Source organism: Oceanobacillus sp. B139/18 (assembly GCF_055524595.1).
Map to the genome: position 1 here is coordinate 1 of NZ_JBVFXI010000008.1, position 24888 is coordinate 24888.

At 40.6% G+C, this 24888-nt stretch carries 23 protein-coding genes and 2 other annotated features; all 23 genes read left to right on the forward strand.

All coding sequences use genetic code 11. The annotated features are described in order from the left end of the window. Positions 1–706 precede the first annotated feature (706 nt). Positions 707–1399, forward strand: a complete 693-nt coding sequence (locus ACZSMY_RS19410; RefSeq protein ID WP_042530717.1) for an MgtC/SapB family protein — start codon at positions 707–709, stop codon at positions 1397–1399. 182 nt (positions 1400–1581) lie between these two features. Then, a complete protein-coding gene (locus ACZSMY_RS19415) occupies positions 1582–2049 on the forward strand; it encodes a CtsR family transcriptional regulator (RefSeq protein ID WP_193064161.1) in 468 nt (155 codons plus the stop codon). A 24-nt stretch (positions 2050–2073) separates the two neighbouring features. Continuing rightward, positions 2074–2634: a UvrB/UvrC motif-containing protein gene (locus tag ACZSMY_RS19420; RefSeq protein WP_042530721.1), complete on the forward strand. Its 561-nt coding sequence runs from the start codon at positions 2074–2076 to the stop codon at positions 2632–2634. After that, positions 2631–3695 carry a protein arginine kinase gene (locus ACZSMY_RS19425; RefSeq protein WP_193064162.1) on the forward strand — a complete coding sequence of 355 codons (1065 nt, stop codon included), beginning with the start codon at positions 2631–2633 and terminating at the stop codon, positions 3693–3695. Before ACZSMY_RS19420 ends, ACZSMY_RS19425 begins: the two co-directional genes overlap by 4 nt. A 13-nt stretch (positions 3696–3708) precedes the next feature. Next, positions 3709–6141, forward strand: a complete 2433-nt coding sequence (clpC, locus tag ACZSMY_RS19430; RefSeq protein ID WP_042530725.1) for an ATP-dependent protease ATP-binding subunit ClpC — start codon at positions 3709–3711, stop codon at positions 6139–6141. A gap of 212 nt (positions 6142–6353) precedes the next feature. Further along, complete coding sequence (gene radA / locus ACZSMY_RS19435; RefSeq protein ID WP_212928863.1) at positions 6354–7727, forward strand: DNA repair protein RadA; 1374 nt, start codon at positions 6354–6356, stop codon at positions 7725–7727. 100 nt (positions 7728–7827) lie between these two features. Next, entirely contained in the window at positions 7828–8925 is a 1098-nt protein-coding gene (locus tag ACZSMY_RS19440) for a PIN/TRAM domain-containing protein (RefSeq protein WP_042530729.1), read from the forward strand. Positions 8926–9118: 193 nt separating this feature from the next. Beyond that, positions 9119–10588, forward strand: a complete 1470-nt coding sequence (gene gltX, locus ACZSMY_RS19445) for a glutamate--tRNA ligase (protein WP_042530731.1) — start codon at positions 9119–9121, stop codon at positions 10586–10588. A gap of 81 nt (positions 10589–10669) precedes the next feature. Further along, positions 10670–10887: a binding site (T-box leader), on the forward strand. A 134-nt stretch (positions 10888–11021) separates the two neighbouring features. Continuing rightward, entirely contained in the window at positions 11022–11678 is a 657-nt protein-coding gene (cysE, locus tag ACZSMY_RS19450) for a serine O-acetyltransferase (protein ID WP_042535862.1), read from the forward strand. Beyond that, positions 11659–13065, forward strand: coding sequence for a cysteine--tRNA ligase (cysS, locus tag ACZSMY_RS19455; RefSeq protein ID WP_042530733.1), 1407 nt, complete (start codon positions 11659–11661; stop codon positions 13063–13065). Before cysE ends, cysS begins: the two co-directional genes overlap by 20 nt. Next, a complete protein-coding gene (locus ACZSMY_RS19460) occupies positions 13065–13469 on the forward strand; it encodes a Mini-ribonuclease 3 (protein WP_042530735.1) in 405 nt (134 codons plus the stop codon). Before cysS ends, ACZSMY_RS19460 begins: the two co-directional genes overlap by 1 nt. Position 13470: 1 nt before the next feature. After that, positions 13471–14223, forward strand: a complete 753-nt coding sequence (gene rlmB, locus ACZSMY_RS19465) for a 23S rRNA (guanosine(2251)-2'-O)-methyltransferase RlmB (RefSeq protein ID WP_193064164.1) — start codon at positions 13471–13473, stop codon at positions 14221–14223. After that, on the forward strand, positions 14224–14730 hold the full coding sequence (locus ACZSMY_RS19470) for an NYN domain-containing protein (protein WP_042530739.1): 507 nt from the start codon (positions 14224–14226) through the stop codon (positions 14728–14730). It begins immediately after the preceding gene. Between the two features lie 327 nt (positions 14731–15057). Then, positions 15058–15711, forward strand: coding sequence for an RNA polymerase sporulation sigma factor SigH (gene sigH / locus ACZSMY_RS19475; RefSeq protein ID WP_042530741.1), 654 nt, complete (start codon positions 15058–15060; stop codon positions 15709–15711). A 266-nt stretch (positions 15712–15977) separates the two neighbouring features. Further along, a complete protein-coding gene (gene rpmG / locus ACZSMY_RS19480) occupies positions 15978–16142 on the forward strand; it encodes a 50S ribosomal protein L33 (RefSeq protein ID WP_256705463.1) in 165 nt (54 codons plus the stop codon). Between the two features lie 49 nt (positions 16143–16191). Next, positions 16192–16365 (forward strand): preprotein translocase subunit SecE, encoded by a 174-nt coding sequence (gene secE, locus ACZSMY_RS19485; protein WP_042530743.1) that lies wholly within the window; start codon positions 16192–16194, stop codon positions 16363–16365. A 329-nt stretch (positions 16366–16694) separates the two neighbouring features. After that, on the forward strand, positions 16695–17231 hold the full coding sequence (gene nusG / locus ACZSMY_RS19490; RefSeq protein WP_042530745.1) for a transcription termination/antitermination protein NusG: 537 nt from the start codon (positions 16695–16697) through the stop codon (positions 17229–17231). 213 nt (positions 17232–17444) lie between these two features. Further along, positions 17445–17870, forward strand: coding sequence for a 50S ribosomal protein L11 (gene rplK, locus ACZSMY_RS19495; protein ID WP_042530747.1), 426 nt, complete (start codon positions 17445–17447; stop codon positions 17868–17870). 175 nt (positions 17871–18045) lie between these two features. After that, positions 18046–18738 (forward strand): 50S ribosomal protein L1, encoded by a 693-nt coding sequence (gene rplA / locus ACZSMY_RS19500; protein WP_042530749.1) that lies wholly within the window; start codon positions 18046–18048, stop codon positions 18736–18738. Between the two features lie 49 nt (positions 18739–18787). Then, positions 18788–18932, forward strand: a sequence feature (ribosomal protein L10 leader region). Between the two features lie 49 nt (positions 18933–18981). Further along, a complete protein-coding gene (rplJ, locus tag ACZSMY_RS19505) occupies positions 18982–19479 on the forward strand; it encodes a 50S ribosomal protein L10 (protein ID WP_193064166.1) in 498 nt (165 codons plus the stop codon). 54 nt (positions 19480–19533) lie between these two features. Next, positions 19534–19899, forward strand: coding sequence for a 50S ribosomal protein L7/L12 (gene rplL, locus ACZSMY_RS19510; RefSeq protein ID WP_042530753.1), 366 nt, complete (start codon positions 19534–19536; stop codon positions 19897–19899). Positions 19900–20176: 277 nt separating this feature from the next. Then, positions 20177–20782, forward strand: coding sequence for a class I SAM-dependent methyltransferase (locus ACZSMY_RS19515; RefSeq protein ID WP_193064167.1), 606 nt, complete (start codon positions 20177–20179; stop codon positions 20780–20782). Positions 20783–21194: 412 nt separating this feature from the next. Further along, the gene (gene rpoB / locus ACZSMY_RS19520; RefSeq protein ID WP_042530757.1) at positions 21195–24740 is read left to right on the forward strand and encodes a DNA-directed RNA polymerase subunit beta; all 3546 of its coding nucleotides are present in this window, start codon (positions 21195–21197) and stop codon (positions 24738–24740) included. Positions 24741–24888 lie beyond the last annotated feature (148 nt).

Sequence of the window (24888 nt, forward strand, 5' to 3'; positions counted from 1 at the left end):
ATATTGAAAAAGAGTTAAGCATCATGCTTAGCTCTTTTTTTGCATATTTTTTAGGAGAAATGCCGTTTTATGTCATCTGAATCTGTTCATAGTAGGTACGATGACAAAATATACAAATGTTACGTTTTTTCCACCATAAAATAGGATTTATTGTCGTAAAGGCGGATCCTTGAATGAATGCTTTGCCAGTGATAGCCATCCATGGGTTTGGTTTTTCCTCGACAAAATAGATATTTCTACATACGCCGTTTTGTGAATAACCCCGCAACGAAATGACTTTCTTCTCTGATTCCCTGCGTTTTCGCTTCACATAGACACCTTTTATTCCTAAATAACACCGTGGCAAATGAAGTGTATTTTTTTGTCTTCACTCTATCTATGATTGAAAACAAGAGGACGTGCCACACTTAGTATAGAGTCAAAAAATGTTTCATTGCTGATACGGCTCGTCTAATGGGTTTTTGCTTGTTTATCTTTAAATATCCTTTCTTTGGTATTTATTTCTGGAAGATAAATCAATTTACTGCTAAAGTAAAAATACACTTATTGCAATGAATACTTCTATTTAAATAGTTTAAAATTAATTTTCATGATAGTTGGTATGGAAAGACCCCCGCTGAATAAAGTTTTATTTTATAAAATGAAATGATAGCCTATACATATAAATAAACTGTAAAATATATAAAACAATAAGGGGGTGCAGGGAATGGAGTTAGAACAATTTATCGGTGATGATTTCGGAGTTATCGTGTTACGTTTGTTTATTGCTTTGCTGTTATCCGGTTTAATTGGTTTTGAGAGAGAAATTAATAATCATTCAGCCGGGTTTCGTACGCATATACTGGTAGGAGTAGGCTCTTGTTTGATGATGATTTTATCGATTTTTGGTTTTATTACATTTATGAATCAATACGATAACATTCAATTTGACCCTGCTCGTATCCCTTCTTATGTAATTAGCGGTATCGGTTTTCTTGGGGCTGGTACCATTATTGTATATGGAGGAACCATCAAAGGATTAACAACAGCTGCTTCTATATGGGCTGTAGCAGGAATAGGATTAGTGATTGGAGCCGGCATGTATAGTGTTGCTATTGTAACGACACTTATTATCCTTATCAGTTTAATATTTTTTAACCGGATGGAGCATTTTTTCCCTCGGTTTACAACCAGTAATTTTATTGAATTGATTGCTTCAGAGGAATTTGAAATACATGAAGCTGTAAAATCAGTGGAAAAGAACGGTTTTACGATAAAGCAGGTTGAGATAAAGCTGTTAGAAGGTAACAGGCGCAGAATTCATATATGGACAAATATGAAAAAGGATAATAAGTTAATTTATTTATTTGATGAAATATCGAAGCTTCCGGGAGTGGTTAATATAACAAAGCGAAATTAAAACATAAATATTTTCATAGATTTTTATAATTATGTTTTGTTTTTTGGCCTGTTTGTCCAAAATAGAAATATCATCCATTTGCAACTGTGGCAATTTCTTATTATAATAAAACCATAGTCAAAGTTAGTCAAAGTCAAAAGGAATAATTTATCAAATAAATTATTTGATTTGAGGTGCGAAGGATGAGTAACATTTCAGATATCATTGAACAATATTTGAAAAAAGTATTACAGTCAGAAGAACAACAAGCGATTGAGATTAAAAGGAGTGAAATTGCAGATCAGTTTCAATGTGTACCTTCTCAAATAAATTATGTTATTAATACGCGTTTTACCATTGAGAAAGGGTATATCGTAGAAAGTAAACGCGGCGGTGGCGGCTATATTCGTATTATGCGCATACGGCATCAGGATAAATCGGAATTGATTGATGAGATTATTTATTTAATCGGTGATTCGATTCCGCAGCGTGCTGCTATAGATATTTTAGATCGGCTTTTAGAGGAGGAGCTGATTACAGCACGTGAAGCAAAGTTGATATTGGCAAGTATTGATCGAACAACGTTAGCTTTTCAATTGCCGCTAAGAGATGAATTGCGTGCACGTATTCTTAAATCTGCATTAACTGCACTCAAGTATCTGAACGATTAATTACCTGAAGGGGGGAGGAATCGTATGGAATGCCAAGAATGCCATGAAAGAAAGGCTACCCTGCATTTTAAGCACATTATAAACGGTCAGGAGACGAAAGTGAGCCTTTGTGAAGTATGTGCAAAGAAAAAAGGTTATTTGACCTATCCGGAGGAAGGATTCTCATTAAATGACCTTTTATCTGGGCTTTTTCAAAAAGATGGAATACCTTTGAACGCTGCAGGGACAGCAAATTCCAATCAGCCTAAACAGCCGCAGGAGCTGAAATGTTCTTCTTGCGGGAGAACTTTTAGTGAATTTAAAAAAGCAGGGAAATTTGGATGTGCAAATTGTTATGCGTCCTTTGACTCCAAGGTAGAGCCTATTTTACGGCGTGTGCATGCTGGGAATACCAAACATACTGGCAGGATTCCAAAGCGTGCCGGGAAGTATATTCAGCAAAAGCAATTAATATCCTCCCACAAAGAGGAATTAAAACAGCTGATTGAAGATGAAGAATTTGAAAAAGCAGCAGTTCTGCGCGATAAAATCAGAGAGCTGGAAAAAGCGAATCATCAAGATAAGGAAGCGGGTGATAACACGTGACATTAGAATCATTTATCAATGAAGCGATTAGCCCGTGGATGCTGGAGGACGGTCCGGATAAAGACATTGTAATGAGCAGCCGTGTCCGTCTGGCCCGCAACTTTGCGGATAAATTGTACCCGACATCCGGTAATAAGGAAGCGTTGGAAGAGGTACTGCAATTTATAAAGAAAAATTATATAAAGGAAGAGGATACGGAGCAGGATTCACTAACTTTTATACCAATGAAGCAATTAAATATGATTGAAAAACTTGTTCTGGTGGAAAAACACTTAATAAGTCCACATTTAATCAAACATAGTGATTATGCTGCAGTGTTATTATCCGAACAGGAGCAGACCTCCATTATGGTAAATGAAGAGGATCATTTGCGTATTCAGGTGTATTATCCTGGACTTCAGCTGAAAAAAGCTTTAGAGGAAGCGTACTACTTAGATGATTGGCTGGAGGAAGAAGCCGACTATGCATTTGATGAAACAAAAGGTTATCTGACCAGCTGCCCTACCAATATTGGAACAGGCATGCGGGCTTCGATTATGATGCATTTGCCTGCGCTTGTACTGACAAAGCAAATCAACCGGCTTATTCCTGCAATTAATCAATTGGGACTGGTTGTCAGAGGGATATATGGTGAAGGCAGTGAGGCAAGAGGGAATATTTTTCAAATATCGAATCAGATTACACTGGGCAAGTCCGAAGAGGATATTGTGGAAGACCTGGAGAGTATTGTTAATCAGCTTGTGGAGCACGAACGGATGGCGCGGCAGTATATTTACGAGCAATCTGAGATTAGCTTGGAGGATCGTGTCTTCCGTTCCTATGGCACGTTAAAAAATAGCAGAATCATTGATTCGAAGGAGGCTGCTACCTGTATTTCTAATTTGCGTTTGGGAATTGATTTAGGCATAATAGAAAACATTTCCGAGAATATATTAAATGAACTGATGGTTTTAACACAGCCTGGATTCTTGCAGCACTATGCGAATAAAGCACTTCGTTCAGATGAACGTGATATCCGCAGGGCTTCAATTATTCGTGAAAGATTAAATTTGAAAAAATAGGAGGAAAAAACATATGATGTTTGGTCGCTTTACAGAGAGGGCACAAAAGGTATTGGCATTATCTCAAGATGAGGCCGTACGATTAGGCCATAATAATATTGGAACAGAACATATTCTTCTTGGTTTAGTACGTGAAGGAGAAGGCATAGCTGCCAAGGCATTGCAATCTCTTGGGTTGGAAGTAGCTAAAATTCAAGAAGAAGTGGAAAAGCTCATTGGTGTCGGCAAGCAGCCTTCTCAATCGATTCATTATACGCCCAGAGCAAAAAAGGTTGTTGAATTATCTCAGGACGAAGCAAGAAAACTGGGCCACTCCTATGTGGGAACAGAGCATATTCTTTTAGGTTTAATCCGTGAAGGAGAAGGTGTTGCTGCCCGTGTTTTAAATAATCTTGGTGTGAGCTTAAATAAGGCCCGTCAGCAAGTTCTTCAACTGTTAGGTAGCAATGAGTCTCAGACAGGCCGTCAGGGACGTGCAGGACAGCAAACAAACGCAAGCACCCCTACGTTAGATTCTTTAGCCCGCGATTTAACAGTCAGTGCGAAAGAAGGAAAAATTGATCCTGTTATAGGACGCTCTAAGGAAATTGAACGTGTAATCCAAGTATTGAGCCGCCGCACCAAAAACAACCCTGTGTTGATTGGGGAGCCTGGTGTCGGAAAGACAGCTGTTGCAGAAGGACTGGCACAGCAAATCATTGATAATGAAGTACCGGAAACACTACGTGACAAACGTGTGATGACGTTAGATATGGGTACTGTGGTTGCAGGTACAAAATATCGCGGTGAGTTTGAGGACCGTTTGAAAAAAGTAATGGAAGAAATCCGTCAATCCGGCAATGTTATTTTATTTATCGATGAACTCCATACGCTGATCGGAGCCGGGGGAGCAGAAGGTGCAATCGATGCATCAAACATTCTAAAACCGTCGCTTGCCCGCGGTGAACTGCAATGTATCGGCGCAACGACATTAGATGAATACCGGAAATATATTGAAAAGGATGCTGCGTTAGAGCGTCGTTTCCAGCCAATTCAGGTAGATGAGCCGACCTTGGATGAAACCATTCAAATCTTGAAAGGTTTAAGAGACCGCTACGAAGCTCATCACCGTGTGACTATTACAGATGAAGCGATTGAAGCAGCAGCATCTCTGTCGGATCGATATATCACAGATCGTTTTCTGCCGGATAAGGCAATTGATTTAATCGATGAGGCTGGCTCTAAAGTACGTTTAAATTCTTACACGGTTCCGCCAAATTTAAAAGAATTAGAACAAAAGCTGGAAGAAGTAAGGAAAGAAAAAGACGCTGCTGTCCAAAGTCAGGAATTTGAAAAAGCAGCATCCTTGCGGGACTCTGAACAGCGTTACCGTGAAAAGCTTGAGAAAACAAAGGATGAATGGAAGGAAAAACAAGGACAGACCGATTCGGAAGTAACGATGGAAGATATCGCTGCAGTGGTATCTATCTGGACAGGGGTTCCTGTTGCAAAACTGACGAAAGATGAAAGTGACCGCCTGCTGAACATGGAAGAGATTCTTCATGATCGCGTTATTGGTCAATCGGAAGCAGTGAATGCTGTAGCTAAAGCAATCCGCCGTGCCCGTGCCGGGTTAAAAGATCCTAAACGTCCAATTGGTTCCTTTATATTCCTGGGGCCGACAGGTATCGGAAAAACAGAGCTTGCCCGCGCCCTTGCTGAAGTCATGTTTGCGGACGAGGATGCGATGATCCGAATCGATATGTCAGAGTATATGGAAAGGCATGCGACGTCCCGTTTAGTTGGTTCGCCTCCAGGCTATGTTGGCTATGAAGAGGGCGGTCAATTAACCGAACGTGTTCGCCGTAAACCATATTCTGTTGTGCTGTTGGATGAAGTAGAAAAAGCACATCCAGAAGTCTTTAATATCCTCTTGCAGGTTCTTGAAGATGGCCGGTTAACAGATTCAAAGGGGAGAGTAGTTGATTTCCGCAATACGGTTATTATCATGACCTCTAATGTTGGAGCAAGTGAATTAAGACGTAATAAATATGTCGGCTTTACACTAGACAATGATGAGAAGAGAGAGCATGAAGATATGAAGTCGAAGGTGATGGACGAATTGAAAAAAGCATTCCGTCCTGAATTCCTAAATCGTATTGATGAGACCATTGTGTTCCACTCCCTGGAGAGAAAACACATGAAAGATATTGCATCATTAATGCTTAAACAGCTGCAAAAACGCCTGGAAGAGCAAGAGCTGACCCTTTCCCTTACAGATAAGGCAATTGAAAAAATTGCTAATGAAGGCTTTGATCCAGAATATGGTGCCCGTCCGCTGAGACGCTCTATTCAAAGTAATATCGAGAATTTATTATCAGAAGAGTTGTTAAAGGGAACCATTCAAAAGGAACAAAAGGTGAAAATAGGGTTGAACAGCAAAGGGGAATTTATTGTCCTTTCTTAAACAGGATGTAAGGTACAGAAAGCTAGAAGAACACGGTTCTTCTAGCTTTCTCCATTTCTCAAAAAATGCTTGTGGCATAAGTATGGAAGATTCTTTGTGAATTTGATGCTTTTCTGTAACCTATGAAAACCAGAAATAGTCTATAATAATAAATAAGGGTGGTTCAAGAGAAGACGCTAGGCTTGAATCTCACTTGAAGGAGGTTAGAAACGTTGGCAAAAAGGAAAACAAAATTTGTCTGTCAGGAATGTGGATATGAATCGGCTAAGTGGATGGGGAAATGTCCAGCTTGCCATCAATGGAATACGATGGTTGAAGAAATTGAAGCTGCTTCTGTAAAAGGCAGGACAGGATACACGTCTGGTGCAGCCTCCTCACAAAAACCCGAAAAGATTACCTCCATCGAATCAAAGAAGGAACCCCGCATTACGACGAAGATGCGGGAATTTAACCGTGTATTAGGCGGGGGAGTGGTATTAGGGTCACTGGTTTTAATTGGCGGAGATCCGGGTATTGGAAAATCAACACTCCTGTTGCAAATATCTGCACAGCTGGCAGAGAAGGCTTTACCGGTTCTCTACGTATCTGGTGAAGAATCCACAAGGCAAACCAAATTGCGTGCAGATCGTTTAGATATAAAAACGGATGAACTATATGTATTATCAGAAACGAATTTAATGGATATCAGCAGGCAGATAGAAGAAATCAATCCTTCCTTTGTCGTCGTCGATTCCATTCAAACCATTTTTAAAGAAGAGATAACCAGCGCGCCGGGGAGCGTGTCACAGGTCAGAGAATGTACAATGGAGCTTATGAAAATTGCGAAGACCAAAGGCATTCCTGTTTTTATTGTCGGGCACGTAACCAAAGAAGGTTCGATTGCGGGTCCGCGTTTACTGGAGCATATGGTGGATGCGGTATTGTATTTTGAAGGAGAACGTCATCACACCTATCGTATTTTAAGAGGTGTAAAAAATCGCTTTGGAAGTACGAATGAAATGGGGATTTTTGAGATGAAGGAGGAAGGATTACGTGAAGTAATGAATCCGTCTGAAATCTTTTTAGAAGAGAGATCCCAAGGAGCTGCCGGCTCGACCGTTGTAGCATCAATGGAAGGTACACGCCCTGTTTTAGTAGAGATTCAAGCGCTGATTTCTCCAACAAGCTTCGGGAACCCGCGCAGAACAGCCACGGGAGTAGACCATAATCGCGTGCCGCTTTTAATGGCTGTGCTGGAAAAACGCGTTGGACTGATGCTGCAAAACCAGGATGCTTATATCAAAGTAGCGGGCGGGGTCAAGCTGGATGAACCGGCGATTGACTTAGCGCTGGCGGTCAGTATTGCATCGAGTTTCCGCGATCACCCAACCAAACCAGAGGATATTTTTATCGGTGAGGTTGGGTTAACAGGAGAAATTCGCAGAGTATCCCGAATCGAACAACGGGTGCAGGAGGCTGCGAAACTGGGGTTTAAACGGGTAATCTGCCCGAAAAATAATTTAGACGGCTGGAATTATCCGGCTGGTATCGAAGTAATTGGTGTTTCCAATGTACAGGAAGCTTTAGAAATCGGATTACATCAATAGATTTTTTTGAGGATGAAAATTTAGAAGAATTCCGAGCAGATAAGCATATATTATATGTCATTTGGTAATACTACTAATACGAGTCAGGAGGTGAAAGGAATTGATGAAAAAAGTAGTACACTTATTTTTTATTATTTTAGGAGGTACCATGGGATATCTTTATATTCCAGAAATCGTCCAGCTGTTAAATGTTGCAGAATCAAGCTGGCTAACTTCATCTATCTTGGGAATGATTGTTGGAGCTATTATATTTTTTATCTTGTCTTATTTACTAGTAAACTATATTGTAAATTTCTTTCGTTGGGTGGAAGATGCACTGGTCAAATTACCAGCCATGGATTTATTTTTTGGCAGTATCGGGTTAATTGTCGGTCTAGTTATAGCTTACTTTGTTAATATGCCGTTTCAAGATATGAGTATTCGTATTTTCTCACAGGTCTTGCCGCTGTTCATTATGATTATACTTGGTTATTTAGGATTCCAGGTTGGCTTTCGCCGTCGTGAGGAATTTATGAATATACTCAAACCGGCGAAAAAGGACAAGCGCCGCAGCGGCGAGGAAGAGGACACAGATGCGGGTACGCAAAGCTTAAGCCCCAAAATTTTGGATACAAGTGTGATTATTGATGGGCGAATTGCTGATATTTGTCAGACTAACTTTTTAGAAGGAACCATTGTGATTCCGCAGTTTGTTCTTGGTGAATTACAGCATATTGCAGATTCATCGGACGCGCTGAAGCGAAACCGCGGCAGACGCGGTTTAGATATTTTGAACAGAATTCAGAAAGAGCTCGCTGTAAAAGTAGAAATTTATGAAGGCGATTTTGAGGATATTCCAGAAGTAGACAGCAAATTGATCAAATTGGCAAAAGTCATTGATGGCATTGTAGTTACGAACGATTTCAATTTAAATAAAGTATGTGACTTCCAGGGAGTGCCTGTTTTAAATATTAATGACCTGGCCAATGCAGTGAAGCCGGTCGTTCTTCCAGGGGAAGAACTGCATGTGCAGGTTATCAAAGACGGGAAAGAGCATAATCAAGGTGTTGCCTATTTAGATGACGGGACGATGATTGTAGTGGAAGAAGGCAGAGATTATATCGGCAAAAATATTGAGGTTGTTATTACGAGTGTTTTACAAACCTCTGCGGGACGGATGATCTTTGCAAAACCAAAATTACTTGAAAAAGCGTTGTAAAAAGGGTATAACTGATAAAGGATAAAAAAAGTGATAACATATATATGTTATCACTTTTCGTATAGAGCTTGTTTAGGAAGATAAGGGGAGGAATTCCTTTTATAAAAGATGTTTCAAAAGATTTCTATCAGATCTTTTGAACAGGTACAAGGCAGGCAGCGATGATATATAAACAATGAAGGAGGCATTTTAAATGAGTAAGGAAGTTCGCGTACGTTATGCACCTAGTCCAACGGGTCATTTACACATTGGTAACGCTCGTACAGCTTTATTTAATTATTTATATGCAAAACATTTTGATGGAAAATTCATTATCCGCACAGAAGACACAGATGATAAAAGAAACGTAGAGGGCGGCGAAGAGAGTCAATTAAAATATTTAAAATGGCTCGGCTTAGAATGGGATGAAGGTGCCGATATCGGCGGTAATTATGGTCCTTATCGCCAGACAGAGCGCTTAGATATCTATCAGAAGTTTGTAGATGAACTGCTTGAGCGTGATTTAGCTTATAAATGCTATATGACAGAGGACGAGTTAGAGGCAGAACGGGAAGCACAGCGTGCAAATGGACAAGTCCCTAAATACGCCGGGAAACATAGCAACTTAACAGAGGAAGAAATTCAGGGCTTTGAAGCAGAAGGCAGAACGCCAAGTATCCGTATTCGTGTTCCTGAAAATAAAACATACACGTTCCAAGACATTGTCCGCGGTGAAATCACGTTTGAGTCCAGTGATTTTGGCGACTGGGTCATTGTAAAGAAAAACGGAATTCCTACCTATAATTTCGCTGTGGCTATCGATGATCATTTGATGGAAATCACCGATGTATTGCGCGGGGAAGAGCATATTTCCAATACACCAAAGCAAATGATGATATATGATGCGTTTGGATGGACAGCACCGCGTTACGGGCATATGACGTTAATTCTGAATGAAGAGCGTAAAAAGCTGAGTAAACGTGATGAGCACATTCTGCAGTTTATTGAGCAATATCGTAATTTAGGCTATTTGCCGGAAGCGATGTTTAACTTCATCAGCTTGCTTGGATGGTCTCCAGTTGGCGAAGAAGAGATGTTTACACAGGATGAACTGATTACTATATTTGATCCAGAGCGTTTATCTACCTCTGCCGCTATTTTTGACCAGCATAAATTGAAATGGATGAACAATGAATATATTAAAAAAGCAGATTTAAGCCGTGTCATCGATCTAGCGTTACCGCATTTAATCAACGCGGGCAAGCTTCCAGAGAATATGGATGAGAAGACGCGTGTATGGGCGGAAAATGTAATTAGTCTATATCGTGAACAATTGCGCTACGGGGCAGAAATCGTTGAATTGACAGAGCTGTTCTTCCAGGAGGATATTACCTATGGTGAAGCAGAACGGGAAGTTTTAGGAGAAGAGCAGGTGCCTGAAGTATTGCAAGTGTTCACAGATAAATTAATTCATTTAGAGTCGTTTGATAAAGATTCGATTAAAGCGCAGTTTAAAGCAACCCAAAAAGAAACAGGACATCGCGGTAAAAAACTCTTTATGCCGATACGGGTTGCAACAACAGGACAAATGCACGGTCCAGAGCTTCCGTTTGCTATCGAATTGCTGGGGAAAGATGTTATCGTGAAGCGTCTTGATAAATTATTAAAGGAAATGGGAGCTTAATAGTTCACATTTCTTGTGTAATATAATATATTATCTTTATAAGTTTCGCCTATGTTATGATAGCTATGAAAATCAAATAAATTTAAATCGTTGAAGAGGTAAAGTAAAAATGAATTTCTTACACAGAGAGAGTCACAGTTGCTGCGAGTGACTTTAAGATTTCTTTTTGAAGTGCGCCTCAGAGTCTATTGTGGAACATAAAGTACATGGTAGCGGTTCTCTGCCGTTAACAGAGCAAAGGGGAGAAAGATATTTTTTTCTCTAAACAGAGTGGAACCGCGCTAAAAAGCGTCTCTGTGTTTTCAATAACACAGAGACGCTTTTTTTATATCTAATCAAAGAAAAGATGAATTCATTTTTACTTCATTAGGCAGTAATCGATTTTGCTAACTAATTTAAACAGAAGGGGCTGTATATAGTGGTCTTTCGGAAAATGAAGGAGGATATGGATGTTGTTTTTGAACAGGATCCAGCCGCCCGCACGTATTTTGAAGTTATGTTAACTTACTCTGGTGTACATGCGATTTGGGCGCATCGTATCGCACATTGGCTGTATAACAAAAATCTGAAATTCTTGGCTCGTTTTATTTCGCAATTCTCTCGTTTTATAACTGGTATTGAAATTCATCCTGGAGCCAAAATAGGAAGAAGATTGTTTATTGACCATGGCATGGGCGTGGTTATCGGGGAAACCTGTGAAATAGGTGATAACGTCACTATTTTCCAAGGAGTAACACTCGGCGGAACGGGAAAAGAACAAGGGAAACGGCATCCTACCATTGAAGACAATGCGATGGTTTCAACAGGGGCAAAGGTGCTTGGAGCCATTACGATTGGAGAAAACTCGAAAATCGGGGGCGGCTCAGTGGTATTAAAGAATGTTCCTGCTAACGCTACAGTCGTCGGTGTTCCTGGGCAGGTTGTTGTTCAAGATGGAATACGCCTGAACAGAGACCTGGATCATCAAAATATTCCAGATCCAGTTGCAGAAAAATGCAAAAGCCTGCAAGAGCAAATCGAGGAACTGAAAGCAGAAATGGAGCATTTAAAGAAAGGGAGAATGAACAACCATGACGATTCAAATATATAATACGCTAACGAGACAGAAGGAAGATTTCAAACCCATTGAGCCTGAGAAAGTGTCTATGTACGTATGCGGTCCGACGGTATATAACTATATCCATATCGGAAATGCACGTCCGGCAATTGTATTCGACACGGTTCGCAGGTATTTTGAATATCGGGGATATGAGGTCAACTATGTCCTCAACTTTACTGATGTAGACGATAAAATTATTAAAGCAGCCAAGGAAGCAGAAGAGGAAGTCGGTGCATTGGCTGACCGGTTTATCGATGCGTATTTAGAAGACGTGGGCGCATTAGGCGTCAAAAAAGCAACGAAAAATCCGCGTGTCATGGATTCGATGCAGGAAATTATAGCGTTTATCAAAGAATTGATAGACAAGGGCTATGCTTATGAAGCAGAAGGAGATGTTTATTTCAAACCGCGTTCCTTTAAAGGGTATGGAAAGCTTTCTCATCAGTCTATTGACGAATTACGTTCTGGTGCACGAATCCAAGTAGGGGAGAAAAAAGAGGATCCGCTGGATTTTGCTTTATGGAAAGAAGCAAAAGAGGGAGAAATTGCGTGGGAAGCGCCATGGGGCAAAGGACGTCCAGGCTGGCATATTGAATGCTCAGCAATGGCTAAGAAACATTTAGGAGATACCATTGATATCCATGCCGGGGGACAGGACTTAACTTTTCCGCATCATGAGAATGAGATTGCACAATCGGAAGCACATAATGATACCACCTTTGCGAACTACTGGATGCATAACGGCTATATTAATATCGATAATGAAAAAATGTCGAAGTCACTTGGTAATTTTGTGCTGGCACGTGATTTAATAAATATGCATGACCCGAAAGTGCTGCGTTTCTTTATGCTTTCTGTTCACTACCGCAATCCGATTAACTTTACAGAAGAGCTATTACAAAGCGCAAAAACAAGTTTGGAACGCATTGAAACAGCTTATCATAATTTAGGGCATCGACGCCAAACAAGCATGGATTTAAGAGGAGATAACAAGGAATGGATAGACCGTATTGAAGAGCGTACAAAACGGTTTGAAGCAGAGATGGACGATGACTTTAATACAGCTAATGCAATTTCTATTCTGTTTGATTTATCTAAAGAGGCGAATGTCTATGTCCAAGAGGAGCAAACGGCTAAAGAAGTCATTGATGCTTTCCGTGAAGCCCTTGCTTCGATGCTTGGAGTATTGGGAATTGACATTGAAAATGAACAGGAAGAATTACTGGATGAAACGATTGAAGCATTGATTGCAGAGCGGAATGAAGCCCGGAAAAATCGTGATTTTGCCCGTGCGGATGAAATACGCGATCAATTGAAACAGGAACAGATTATCTTAGAGGATACGCCACAAGGAGTAAGATGGAAAAGAGGTAAATAATGAAAGCCAGTGATGTCAGGCAAATGAAAAGTCTCGCTTTAGCCTATATCGGCGATGCGATTTATGAGGTGTATGTGCGCGAACAATTATTAGAGCGGGGAACCATTAAACCGAATCAACTACATCAGGCAGCGATTCGTTATGTATCCGGTAAGTCACAGGCAAAGGTTATCCTCCATTGGCTGGAACAGGATGCCTTTTTAACAGAAGAAGAGAGCAGAGTGGTCATCCGGGGGAGAAATGCAAAATCAGGCAGTATTCCTAAAAATATTAATGTACAGACGTATCGTTATAGTACAGCGTTTGAAGCGTTGATTGGCTATCACTATTTATTAAAAAATGAACAGAGACTGCAGGAATTGATGACGCAAGCAATGGATTTTCTAGAAGAAGGGAGTGCTTAAAATGACGCAGGAAAAGGAATGGATTATGGGCAAGAATCCCGTAATCGAAGCATTGAAATCTGGCCGTTCTGTTAATAAGGTTTGGATATCCGAACAATTGCAGGGAGCGGCTGCGCATAAAATACAGCAGCTTGCCCGTGAAGCAGGAGCAGTGGTTCAGAAGGCTCCGAGGTCGAAGCTGGATAAGATGCAGGAGGGGAATCATCAGGGAGTGATTGCTTCCGTTGCTTCTTATCCCTATGCCTCGCTGGAAGACCTTTTTGCCAAAGCGGAGGAAAGAGAGGAGGCTCCTTTCTTTATTTTGCTGGATGAATTAGAGGACCCGCATAATCTGGGATCTATTTTACGTACGGCGGATGCAACAGGGGCACATGGAGTAATTATCCCGAAGCATCGTTCCGTGGGTTTAACCGCAACGGTAGCGAAAACAGCAGCGGGAGCGTTAGAGCATATTCCTGTTGCCAGAGTGACCAATATAGCGAATACCATTGATGAACTTAAGGAAAGAAATGTATGGATTATTGGCACGGAAGCGGAAGCAGATGAAGATTACCGGCAGCTGGATGGAACGCTGCCTCTCGGATTAGTTATTGGAAATGAAGGAAAAGGAATGAGCCGCCTCGTGCGAAAGAAATGTGACTGGACGGTGAGCCTGCCGATGGTTGGACAAGTATCCTCCCTAAATGCCTCTGTTGCATGCAGTTTACTTCTTTATGAAGTGCTCAGAAAGCGTCTGCCGCTGGGGAGTGCTTAAATGGTTGTATTAATTGTAGATGGCTATAATATCATCGGTGCGTGGCCGGAGCTTGAGCAGCTGAAGGAAAAAGATATTGGACAGGCAAGAGACCGGCTTATTGAACTCCTTGCAGAGTATCAGGCATTTACCGGAGACCGCGTGATTGTCGTCTTTGATGCTTACTATGTTCGTGGAATTGAATCGAAAGAAGAAAAACATAAAGTGGAAGTAATCTACACAAAGGAAAAAGAAACTGCAGATGAATGTATCGAAAAGCTCGTGAAGACCGTAAAAAATATCCAAACGCAGGTGTATGTTGCCACGTCCGATTATGCAGAGCAGCGTACTATTTTCGGACAGGGTGCGCTGCGTAAGTCTGCAAGAGAGCTGCAGATTGAGATGGATGATATGAACCAGGAAATCCGTATAAATCTTGAGGTGCATCAAAAAGAAAAGCCTGCTGTTAAAATTCCGATAAACCAAGAGTTACGAAAACGGTTTGAAGAGATGCGCCGCGGGAAATAGAATAATACATGGAAAGTATAATAGACTGGAATGCCTCTCAGCCAGTTCATGAGAAGTGTTCCTGTCCATGTCGCTCCGAACAAACATGGCTTTGACGAAAAATATTTTTAGATAGGAAATAAAAATACAGCTTGAGAGCATGGCAGGTAAGCAGTTCACGTTTTTTTAGACACTCATTCATTAGGTGAAAAGTCTTAGTGATTTTCACGAAAACGACAAATTACGACTGCTTCTGTCATAAAAGGGTCGTTGACGATATTTCGGCTCGTCTAGTATAATAGTGCCTATCGTGGATATATTTGGAGATATCGATTTAGGAGGGGATTGTTGGTGAATGGTGGGCAAATCAATACACGCAGCAAGAAACTGGACAAGCTAGAAGATATTAATTTGCTGGAATTAATCGATCAAGGTGACAGTTATGCATTGGACCTCCTGATACATCGGTATTTAAATTTTGTACGGTTAAAAGCAAGAACCTACTTTTTGGTCGGCGCAGACAAAGAAGATATTATTCAAGAGGGAATGATTGGATTATATAAGGCTATCCGTGACTTTGATCTGGAGCAGCCAACTTCTTTTAAAGCATTTGCAGAATTATGCGTGACCAGACAAATTATTACGGCGATTAAAACAGCAACGAGGCAAAAACATCTCCCCTTAAATTCGTATGTCTCTTTAGATAAGCCAATCTATGAGGAAGAATCTGACCGGACATTGATGGATGTCATCTCCAGTCCAGAGGACAGCGACCCGGAGGAAACGCTTATTAATCGGGAAGCGTACGGAGCAATGGAATTTAAATTATCAGAATTGTTGAGCGGATTGGAAAAACAGGTGCTGCAGCTATATTTGGACGGCTGTACCTATCAAGAAATTGCTGAACAATTAAATCGCCATGTAAAATCAATTGATAACGCTTTAGTACGGGTGAAACGAAAATTAGAAATCCTGCTTGAAGAGAATGGGGTTACCATTTAAAACGCTGTTATCTGCCTGTAGATTTTAGAGAGGAAATCAAAGAAGTATATATGTGGAATTACCGGACTTCCTCCTTTTACATTTAACAAAATAAAATATTTATTTTTTAATAAAGCGCAGCGCCAGTAACGGAATAAATGCTTTTAAACAAACATTTTATCTTATCCTGTATAGAAACGGAAGAGAATGTCGTGCTTTTGAAAAGAGTGATAACATTGACATAATGATAGCGAAGTGCTATGTTAATATAGTCTATGTCCCTATGTATGGGGGTGGAAATTATGAGCAAAAAGATTGTCTTATCATGTGCAGTATGTTCTAGCAGGAACTATTCAACGAACAAAAACGCAGCCAATCAATCGCAGAGATTAGAAGTGAACAAGTTCTGTAAACATTGCCAAACACATACGCTGCACCGTGAGACCAAGTAGATATAGATTGATGGATAGATTCGCGTAAGTTCGGGGGGAAAGAGATAAAATGTTTAAGTTCTTAAAGAATGTTTCCAATGAAATGAAGAAAGTAAGCTGGCCAAAAGGGAAAGAACTAAGAAACTATACCTTTGTGGTAATTTCTACAGTTATCTTTATGGCAATATTCTTTTTCGTTGTTGATTTAGGCATATCAGAATTTTTAGATGCATTTTTTGAATAATTCCTTTATAATGCAGGTATAATGAAAAGAAGAAAAAGTCAGTGAAAACCCGATTTATGCGGGTTTTTTAAATTGGATAAGAAAAGCGGAGAGCGCCTGCTAAAAACGTAGAGATTGCGCCCCGAACTTTGGGGTGGTTCGACCTTAGTCGAACTTCCTTTGCTTAAAGAGATAAAGGAAACACGGTGAGGTAACGAACCGATGTTGACTTTCACCCGCAGGGCATAAGCGCGACGTGAAATCTCTAAAGTTTGGCGCTCGGAGCTAGATAAAAAAGCTATCGTTTATTCATGAAGAGGAGGGGACAGGACAGTTATTGTCCGATATAAATGGAAAAGAATTGGTATGTGGTTCACACGTATTCCGGCTATGAGAACAAAGTGAAAATGAACCTTGAAAAAAGAGTAGAGTCCATGGGCATGGAAGATAAAATATTCCGTGTAATTGTTCCGGAAGATGAAGAAGCAGAGATTAAAGACGGCAAGAAAAAAATGGTGAAGAAAAAATCTTTCCCAGGCTATGTTTTAACAGAAATGGTGATGACAGACGACTCGTGGTACGTGGTACGAAACACTCCTGGCGTTACCGGATTTGTAGGCTCCAGCGGACACGGCGCAAAGCCGACACCGATATTGCCGGATGAAGTAGACGTTGTGCTGAAAAGAATGGGTGTCAGCGAACCAACTGTTCAAGTTGACTTTGAGATCAAAGAAAGCGTTCGTGTCACAGATGGTCCATTTGCAGATTTCACAGGAACGATTGAACAAATTGATACAGATAAACAAAAACTGAAAGTACATGTGAATATGTTTGGAAGAGAGACACCAGTTGAACTGGATTTCTCCCAAGTAGACAAGCTTTCATAAGTCTTTCAGACCAGCAAGAATGTGACAGCAGTATAGACAAGTTCTGCGGAGTAAGGTATTTTCAAGAATCAAGGCTTGCTTTTTTCACAAATTCATGCTAAGATTCTTTTGTTATTCTTGTTCTCAATTAAAAGGGGAACAGGAAATGAGTGGGAGGGTAAATAAAATAAGAGACCCTATTACCACATCACGGACTTTAAGGAGGTGTGTCTCGTGGCTAAAAAAGTAATCAAATTAGTAAAATTGCAAATTCCTGCGGGAAAAGCAAATCCAGCACCACCAGTTGGGCCGGCTCTAGGTCAAGCAGGTGTTAACATTATGGGATTCTGTAAAGAATTTAACGCTCGAACACAAGAACAAGCAGGTTTAATTATCCCTGTAGAAATCACTGTATTCGAGGATCGTTCATTTACATTTGTTACAAAGACTCCGCCGGCAGCAGTGCTACTTAAAAAAGCAGCTGGAATCGAGTCTGGTTCAGGTGAACCTAACAAAACAAAAGTCGCTACTGTAAAACGCGACCAGGTAAAAGAAATCGCTGAAACAAAAATGCCGGATTTAAATGCAGCTGATGTTGATGCGGCAATGCGCATGGTTGAAGGTACTGCGCGCAGTATGGGAATCACCATCGAAGACTAATTCGGTATTCCGTAGACAAACGTTTTGTAGTTAAAAGGTTGCGGCTGTTTTCATCCGCAGCCTTATTCGGGAGAAGAATAAATCGATAGATGATTCACATGCTGGACAAGAGTGATTCTCTTGTCTCGTGGGAGGTACAACCGTTATAACCACAAAAGAGGAGGATATAATTAATATGGCTAAATATGGTAAAAAACATCAAGAAGCTTTAAAGCAGATTGATCGTACAAAAGCATATGAAATAAAAGAAGCTGTAGAGCTTGCAAAAAAGACTGCAAAAGCAAACTTTGATGAATCAGTAGAAGCTGCTTTTCGTCTTGGTGTAGACCCTAAAAAAGCAGATCAACAAATCCGCGGAGCAATGGTTTTACCGCATGGTACTGGTAAAACACAACGCGTTCTTGTATTTGCTAAAGGTGAGAAAGCGAAAGAAGCAGAAGCTGCTGGTGCAGATTATGTTGGAGAAGAAGATTATATTAATAAAATCAACCAAGGCTGGTTCGATTTTGATGTGATTGTTGCTACTCCGGATATGATGGCTCAAGTAGGTAAATTAGGTCGTGTTTTAGGACCAAAAGGTTTAATGCCAAACCCTAAAACAGGAACAGTAACTTTCGAAGTAGAAAAGGCTGTTCAAGACATTAAAGCCGGTAAAGTAGAATATCGTGTTGATAAATCTGCTAACATTCATGTTCCAATCGGGAAAATTTCTTTCGATGAAGAGAAATTAGTAGAAAACTTTACTGCTCTTACTGATCAACTTGTAAAAGTGAAACCTCAGGCTTCTAAAGGAACCTACCTTAAAAATGCTTCTATTGCATCTACAATGGGGCCAGGGATCAAAGTTGACGTTTCAAGCTTCCGTTAATTAGTAGTTGACTTTTAAGCCAATGTTCGATATACTAATTTTCGGTTTCATAAAATCGAATGTTATACCGTAGACAGCAGGGGCTCATCAGAGCTTAATCATCCAGCCGAGGTGTTTATTTATAGAAGGGCAAACCGACTTTGCCAATCTAGAGTAAGCTCTCATGTCTGCATGAGAGCTTTTTTAATAGAAAAGCACGTTCGAACGGTGTAATAATAGGGACTGTTATTAGGAGGTGGAAAGATGTCAGGGATTATTGAACAGAAGAAACAATTAGTAGAGGAAATCGCAGAAAAGTTTCGTAATAGCCAATCTGCAGTAGTAGTAGACTATCGTGGACTTGACGTTGCAGAGGTTACTGCATTGCGTAAAGAGCTCCGCGAAGCAGGCGTTGAATTTAAAGTATATAAAAATTCAATGGTTCGCCGTGCTGTAGACGCTGTAGAGCTGAGTGAACTTAGTGAAGTCTTAACTGGACCAAACGCCATTGCATTCAGTGAAGATGTAGTAGCTCCAGCTAGAATCTTAAACAACTTCAGTAAAGACCACGAAGCCTTAGAAATTAAAGGCGGTGTTATTGAAGGAAGCGTTGCTTCACTTGAACAAATCAAAGAGCTTGCAGACCTGCCAAACTACGAAGGTATGGTATCTATGCTGCTTAGCGTACTTCAAGCTCCAATCCGCAACTTTGCTTATGCTACAAAAGCTGTTGCAGAGCAAAAAGAAGAACAAGGTGCATAATACACCAAACGGTTTAATTATAAAAACAAACTTATTATTAGGAGGATTTTAATCATGACAAACGAAGAAATGATCAGTGCAATTAAAGAAATGACTGTACTTGAATTAAACGATTTAGTAAAAGCTATCGAAGAAGAGTTCGGCGTAACAGCTGCTGCTCCAGTTGCTGCAGCAGGTGCTGCTGGCGGCGGTGCTGCTGAAGAAGAAAAAACAGAATTTGACGTTGTTCTTAACGATGCTGGTGCATCTAAGATCAAAGTTGTTAAAGCAGTTCGTGAAATCACTGGACTTGGCTTGAAAGATGCGAAAGACTTAGTAGATAACGCTCCTAAAGCAATTAAAGAAGGAGCATCTAAAGAAGAAGCTGAAGAAATTAAAGGTAAACTTGAAGAAGCTGGTGCTTCTGTAGAAGTTAAATAATTTAGCAAATATAAGAAAAAGAGCTCGTCGTATTTTAGGCGGGCTCTTTTATCACGAAACCATAAAGGTCACTTTTGTCACTAGAAAAAGTTCAAGTTTATATACGAGAATGTTTTTTAGTTGAACAGGTGACCTTTTTTTAAAAAAGAAAATATTTGGGTTGTTTCTATTAGATGTAAGTTGGTGTTGCTGGCTCGAACATCGTCCTATCATAAGGAAGTGTACGATTGCGGCCCGGGTATTTTTCTTAATTCATATAAAGTGGGTGCGGATCCATATGACAGAGCATTATTATTCTAAACAGCCACAAGCAAAATCGCTGCCGCAAAGCTGGTCTTTTGACCTGCGGGGGAAGACGTTTCAATTTACGAGTGATGTTGGTGTCTTTTCAAAAAGTGAAGTGGATTTTGGATCAAGGGTGCTTATTGAATCTTTTCAGGAGCCCGAGGTTGATGGACCAATATTAGATGTGGGATGCGGGTACGGTCCAATCGGATTATCCTTAGCCTCCGACTTTTCAGACAGACACATTTTTATGGTTGATGTGAATGAACGTGCTGTGGAATTGGCCCAAAAAAATGCAGAAATCAATAAAATCTCCAATACAACCATTCTTCAAAGTGATTTATATCAGCAATTAAATGAAAAAACATTTGCTTCCATTGTAACAAACCCGCCGATACGCGCCGGTAAAAAAGTGGTGCATGCTATTTTTGAAGAAGCCTGGGGTCATTTATCCAATCATGGAGATTTATGGGCGGTTATTCAGAAAAAGCAGGGAGCTCCATCTGCGAAAGATAAACTGGAAGAGATTTTTGGCAATGTAGAAGTAGTTGCAAAGAAAAAAGGTTATTTTATATTACGAGCGAAAAAGTTTGACTAATAAATGGGGATATGCTAAGATTGGAAGATGCTAAGATTAGGGTACGTTTGCCTAGCGCATTTTTCCAGGCTGGACGTATAAAATCTTTATAAATGGGAAAGGCTTGTAGAATCGGGAAAAACAAAGGTTCGACAAATCGCTTTTCTATAGTTTATCAAAATTCTTTCATCTGCACAATCTAAAATCACAACATCCTTGGAAAGGCTATATTTTTCAATGAGCGAAAAGAAAGTTTTATCTTTAAGAAAAATAAGCCGTAGAGAGGGAAAGTGATAAAGGATGCAAATGATAGGATAATGAGTTTATAGTTTTATTTTTTAAAGAACAGATGATTTATTCAGACGTTCTTTTAAATATGAGTTACATTTTGTAGAAACAACTACTAAAATGGATGATTTAAGGGGTGAAGCAGTTGACAGGTCAACTAGTTCAGTATGGACGGCACCGCCAACGCAGGAGCTATGCACGTATTAATGAAGTGTTAGAATTACCTAACCTAATCGAAATTCAAACCGCTTCTTATGAATGGTTCTTAGAAGAAGGTTTAAGGGAGATGTTCCAGGATATCTCTCCGATTGAAGACTTTACAGGAAATCTATCACTTGAGTTTGTGGATTATAGTTTGGGTGATCCGAAATATCCTGTAGATGAAGCAAAAGAAAGAGACGTGACATACAATGCTCCCCTTCGCGTGAAGGTTCGTTTAATCAATAATGAAACCGGAGAAGTAAAGGAACAGGAAGTATTTATGGGTGATTTCCCATTAATGACAGACACAGGAACATTTATTATCAATGGTGCAGAGCGTGTTATTGTATCACAGCTTGTGCGTTCGCCGAGTGTTTATTACAACGAAAAAATCGACAAGAATGGGAAACGCGGCATTGCAACAACGGTTATTCCAAACCGTGGAGCATGGTTAGAGTTTGAAACAGATGCAAAAGATGTTGCTTATGTCCGTATCGATCGTACTCGTAAATTACCAATTACCGTTCTGTTAAGAGCTTTAGGATTTGGTACAGATCAAGAGATTGTTGATTTGTTAGGCGAAAATGAATATTTACGAAATACGCTAGAAAAAGATAACACAGAGAATGCAGAGAAAGCTCTTTTAGAAATCTACGAACGTCTTCGTCCTGGCGAACCGCCGACAGTAGATAATGCGAAGAGTCTATTAGTATCTCGCTTCTTTGACCCGAAACGCTATGATTTAGCGCATGTGGGACGTTATAAAATGAATAAAAAACTCCATATCAAGAATCGCTTGTTCAACCAAGTGCTTGCAGAGCCTGTTGTTGATTCTGAAACTGGAGAAGTCATTGCGAATAAAGGCGACCGTTTGGAAAGAAAATTATTAGATAAGATTCTTCCATATCTTGAGCGAAAAGAAGATCGTTTCGGAGACAAAGCGATCACTCCGCATGACGGTGTGCTGGAAGAAGAAATCACAGTACAATCTGTGAAAATTCTTGATCCAACTGATCCGAACGGAGAACGTGAACTAACTGTTATCGGAAATGGGGAAGTAACAAAAGAAATTAAAAATATCACACCAGCTGATATTTTAGCTTCTATCAGTTATTTCTTTAATCTGCTTCATCAAGTAGGGGACACAGATGATATTGATCACTTGGGGAACCGCCGTCTGCGTTCGGTCGGCGAATTACTTCAAAATCAATTCCGTATCGGATTATCCCGTATGGAGCGTGTTGTGCGTGAAAGAATGTCTATCCAGGACACTTCCAGCGTAACACCACAGCAATTGATCAATATTCGTCCGGTTATTGCATCCATTAAAGAATTCTTTGGAAGCTCACAGCTATCACAGTTTATGGACCAGACCAATCCGTTGGGCGAGTTAACGCATAAGCGTCGTCTGTCAGCTCTTGGACCAGGTGGTTTGACACGTGAACGTGCCGGATTCGAAGTACGAGACGTTCACTATTCTCACTATGGCCGTATGTGTCCGATTGAGACGCCGGAGGGGCCGAACATCGGTCTTATTAACTCGCTGTCCAGCTATGCGCGAGTGAATAAGTTTGGTTTTATTGAATCACCATATCGCCGTGTTGACCCGGAGACTGGAAAAGTAACAGATACGATTGATTATCTGACAGCGGATGAACAAGATAATTATATTGTTGCACAGGCTAACTCCCAATTAGATGATGATAACTTCTTTGTGAATGATGAAGTTATCGCTCGTTTCCGTGAAGATAACATTATTGTGTCACGCGATCGAATTGATTATATGGACGTATCACCAAAACAGGTTGTATCCGCAGCGACTGCATGTATTCCATTCTTGGAAAATGATGACTCCAACCGTGCACTAATGGGAGCAAACATGCAACGTCAGGCTGTTCCTTTGATGAATCCAAAGGCGCCGATTGTTGGAACTGGTATGGAATACGTCAACGGGAAAGACTCTGGTGCTGCTGTTATCTGCCGTCATGATGGAATTGTCGAGCGTGTGGAAGCAAAAACCGTTATGGTGCGCCGCATTTCAGAAGTAGATGGCAAAGAAGTAGAAGGTGACTTAGATCGTTATGGTTTACAGAAATACAAACGTTCTAACCAGGGAACTTGCTATAACCAGCGTCCGATTGTTGCAGAAGGAGAACGTGTGACAAAAGGAGAAGTTCTTGCAGATGGTCCTTCTATGGAAGACGGCGAATTAGCATTAGGTCAAAACGTTCTTGTAGGTTTTATGACTTGGGAAGGTTATAACTACGAGGATGCTATCATTATGAGCGAACGTCTTGTAAAAGATGATGTATATACTTCTATTCACATTGAAGAATTTGAATCAGAATCCCGGGATACGAAGCTGGGACCTGAAGAAATCACAAGAGATATTCCTAACGTTGGGGAAGATGCCCTTAAAAACCTTGATGAACAAGGAATTATCCGTGTCGGTGCAGAAGTAACAGACAGTGATATTCTTGTAGGGAAAGTAACACCGAAAGGAATGACAGAGCTTTCCGCAGAAGAACGCTTATTACATGCGATTTTCGGTGAGAAGGCGCGTGAAGTAAGAGATACTTCCCTGCGTGTTCCTCATGGCGGTGACGGCATCGTCTTAGATGTAAAAATCTTTAATCGTGAAGATGGCGATGAGTTACCACCAGGTGTGAATCAGCTGGTTCGTGTATATATTGTTCAAAAACGTAAAATTCATGAAGGCGATAAAATGGCAGGACGTCACGGTAACAAAGGGGTTATCTCCAAAATCTTACCGGAAGAGGATATGCCATTCTTGCCGGACGGTACACCAATCGACATTATGTTGAACCCATTAGGGGTACCATCACGTATGAATATCGGACAGGTGTTTGAGCTTCATTTAGGAATGGCTGCAAGACAGCTCGGACTGCATGTAGCAAGTCCGGTATTCGACGGAGCGACAGAAGAGGATGTTTGGGAAACACTTGAAGAAGCCGGTATGCCGAGGGACGCAAAAACCGTTCTTTATGATGGACGTACAGGAGAAGCTTTTGACAACCGTATATCTGTAGGTGTCATGTATATGATTAAACTTGCACACATGGTTGATGATAAGCTGCACGCTCGTTCAACTGGACCTTACTCTCTCGTAACGCAGCAGCCGCTTGGCGGTAAAGCACAATTCGGCGGACAGCGTTTTGGTGAGATGGAGGTTTGGGCATTAGAAGCTTACGGTGCTGCATACACACTTCAAGAAATCTTAACGGTTAAATCAGATGATACCGTTGGACGCGTGAAGACATATGAAGCAATCGTAAAAGGGGATAATGCGCCAGAACCGGGTGTTCCTGAGTCATTTAAAGTACTCATCAAAGAGCTTCAAAGTCTTGGTATGGACGTGAAGATGCTTTCTAGTAACGAAGATGAGATTGATATGCGTGAACTGGAAGATGAGGAAGGTCAAACATCCACGAAGCTTAACATTGAAGTGGAAGAACCGCTTAATCAATAAAAATTTGTGCAGTAATGGTTCACTTTTCATGTGTTAGGGTGACTTCTACGTTGCCCGCAGACGCGGGTTACGTAGAATTTCCTTTTCCTTAGAACCATTCTGCGCTTTCTATAAAAACGAAACCTGATTTAAGAAAATCCCCGACTTT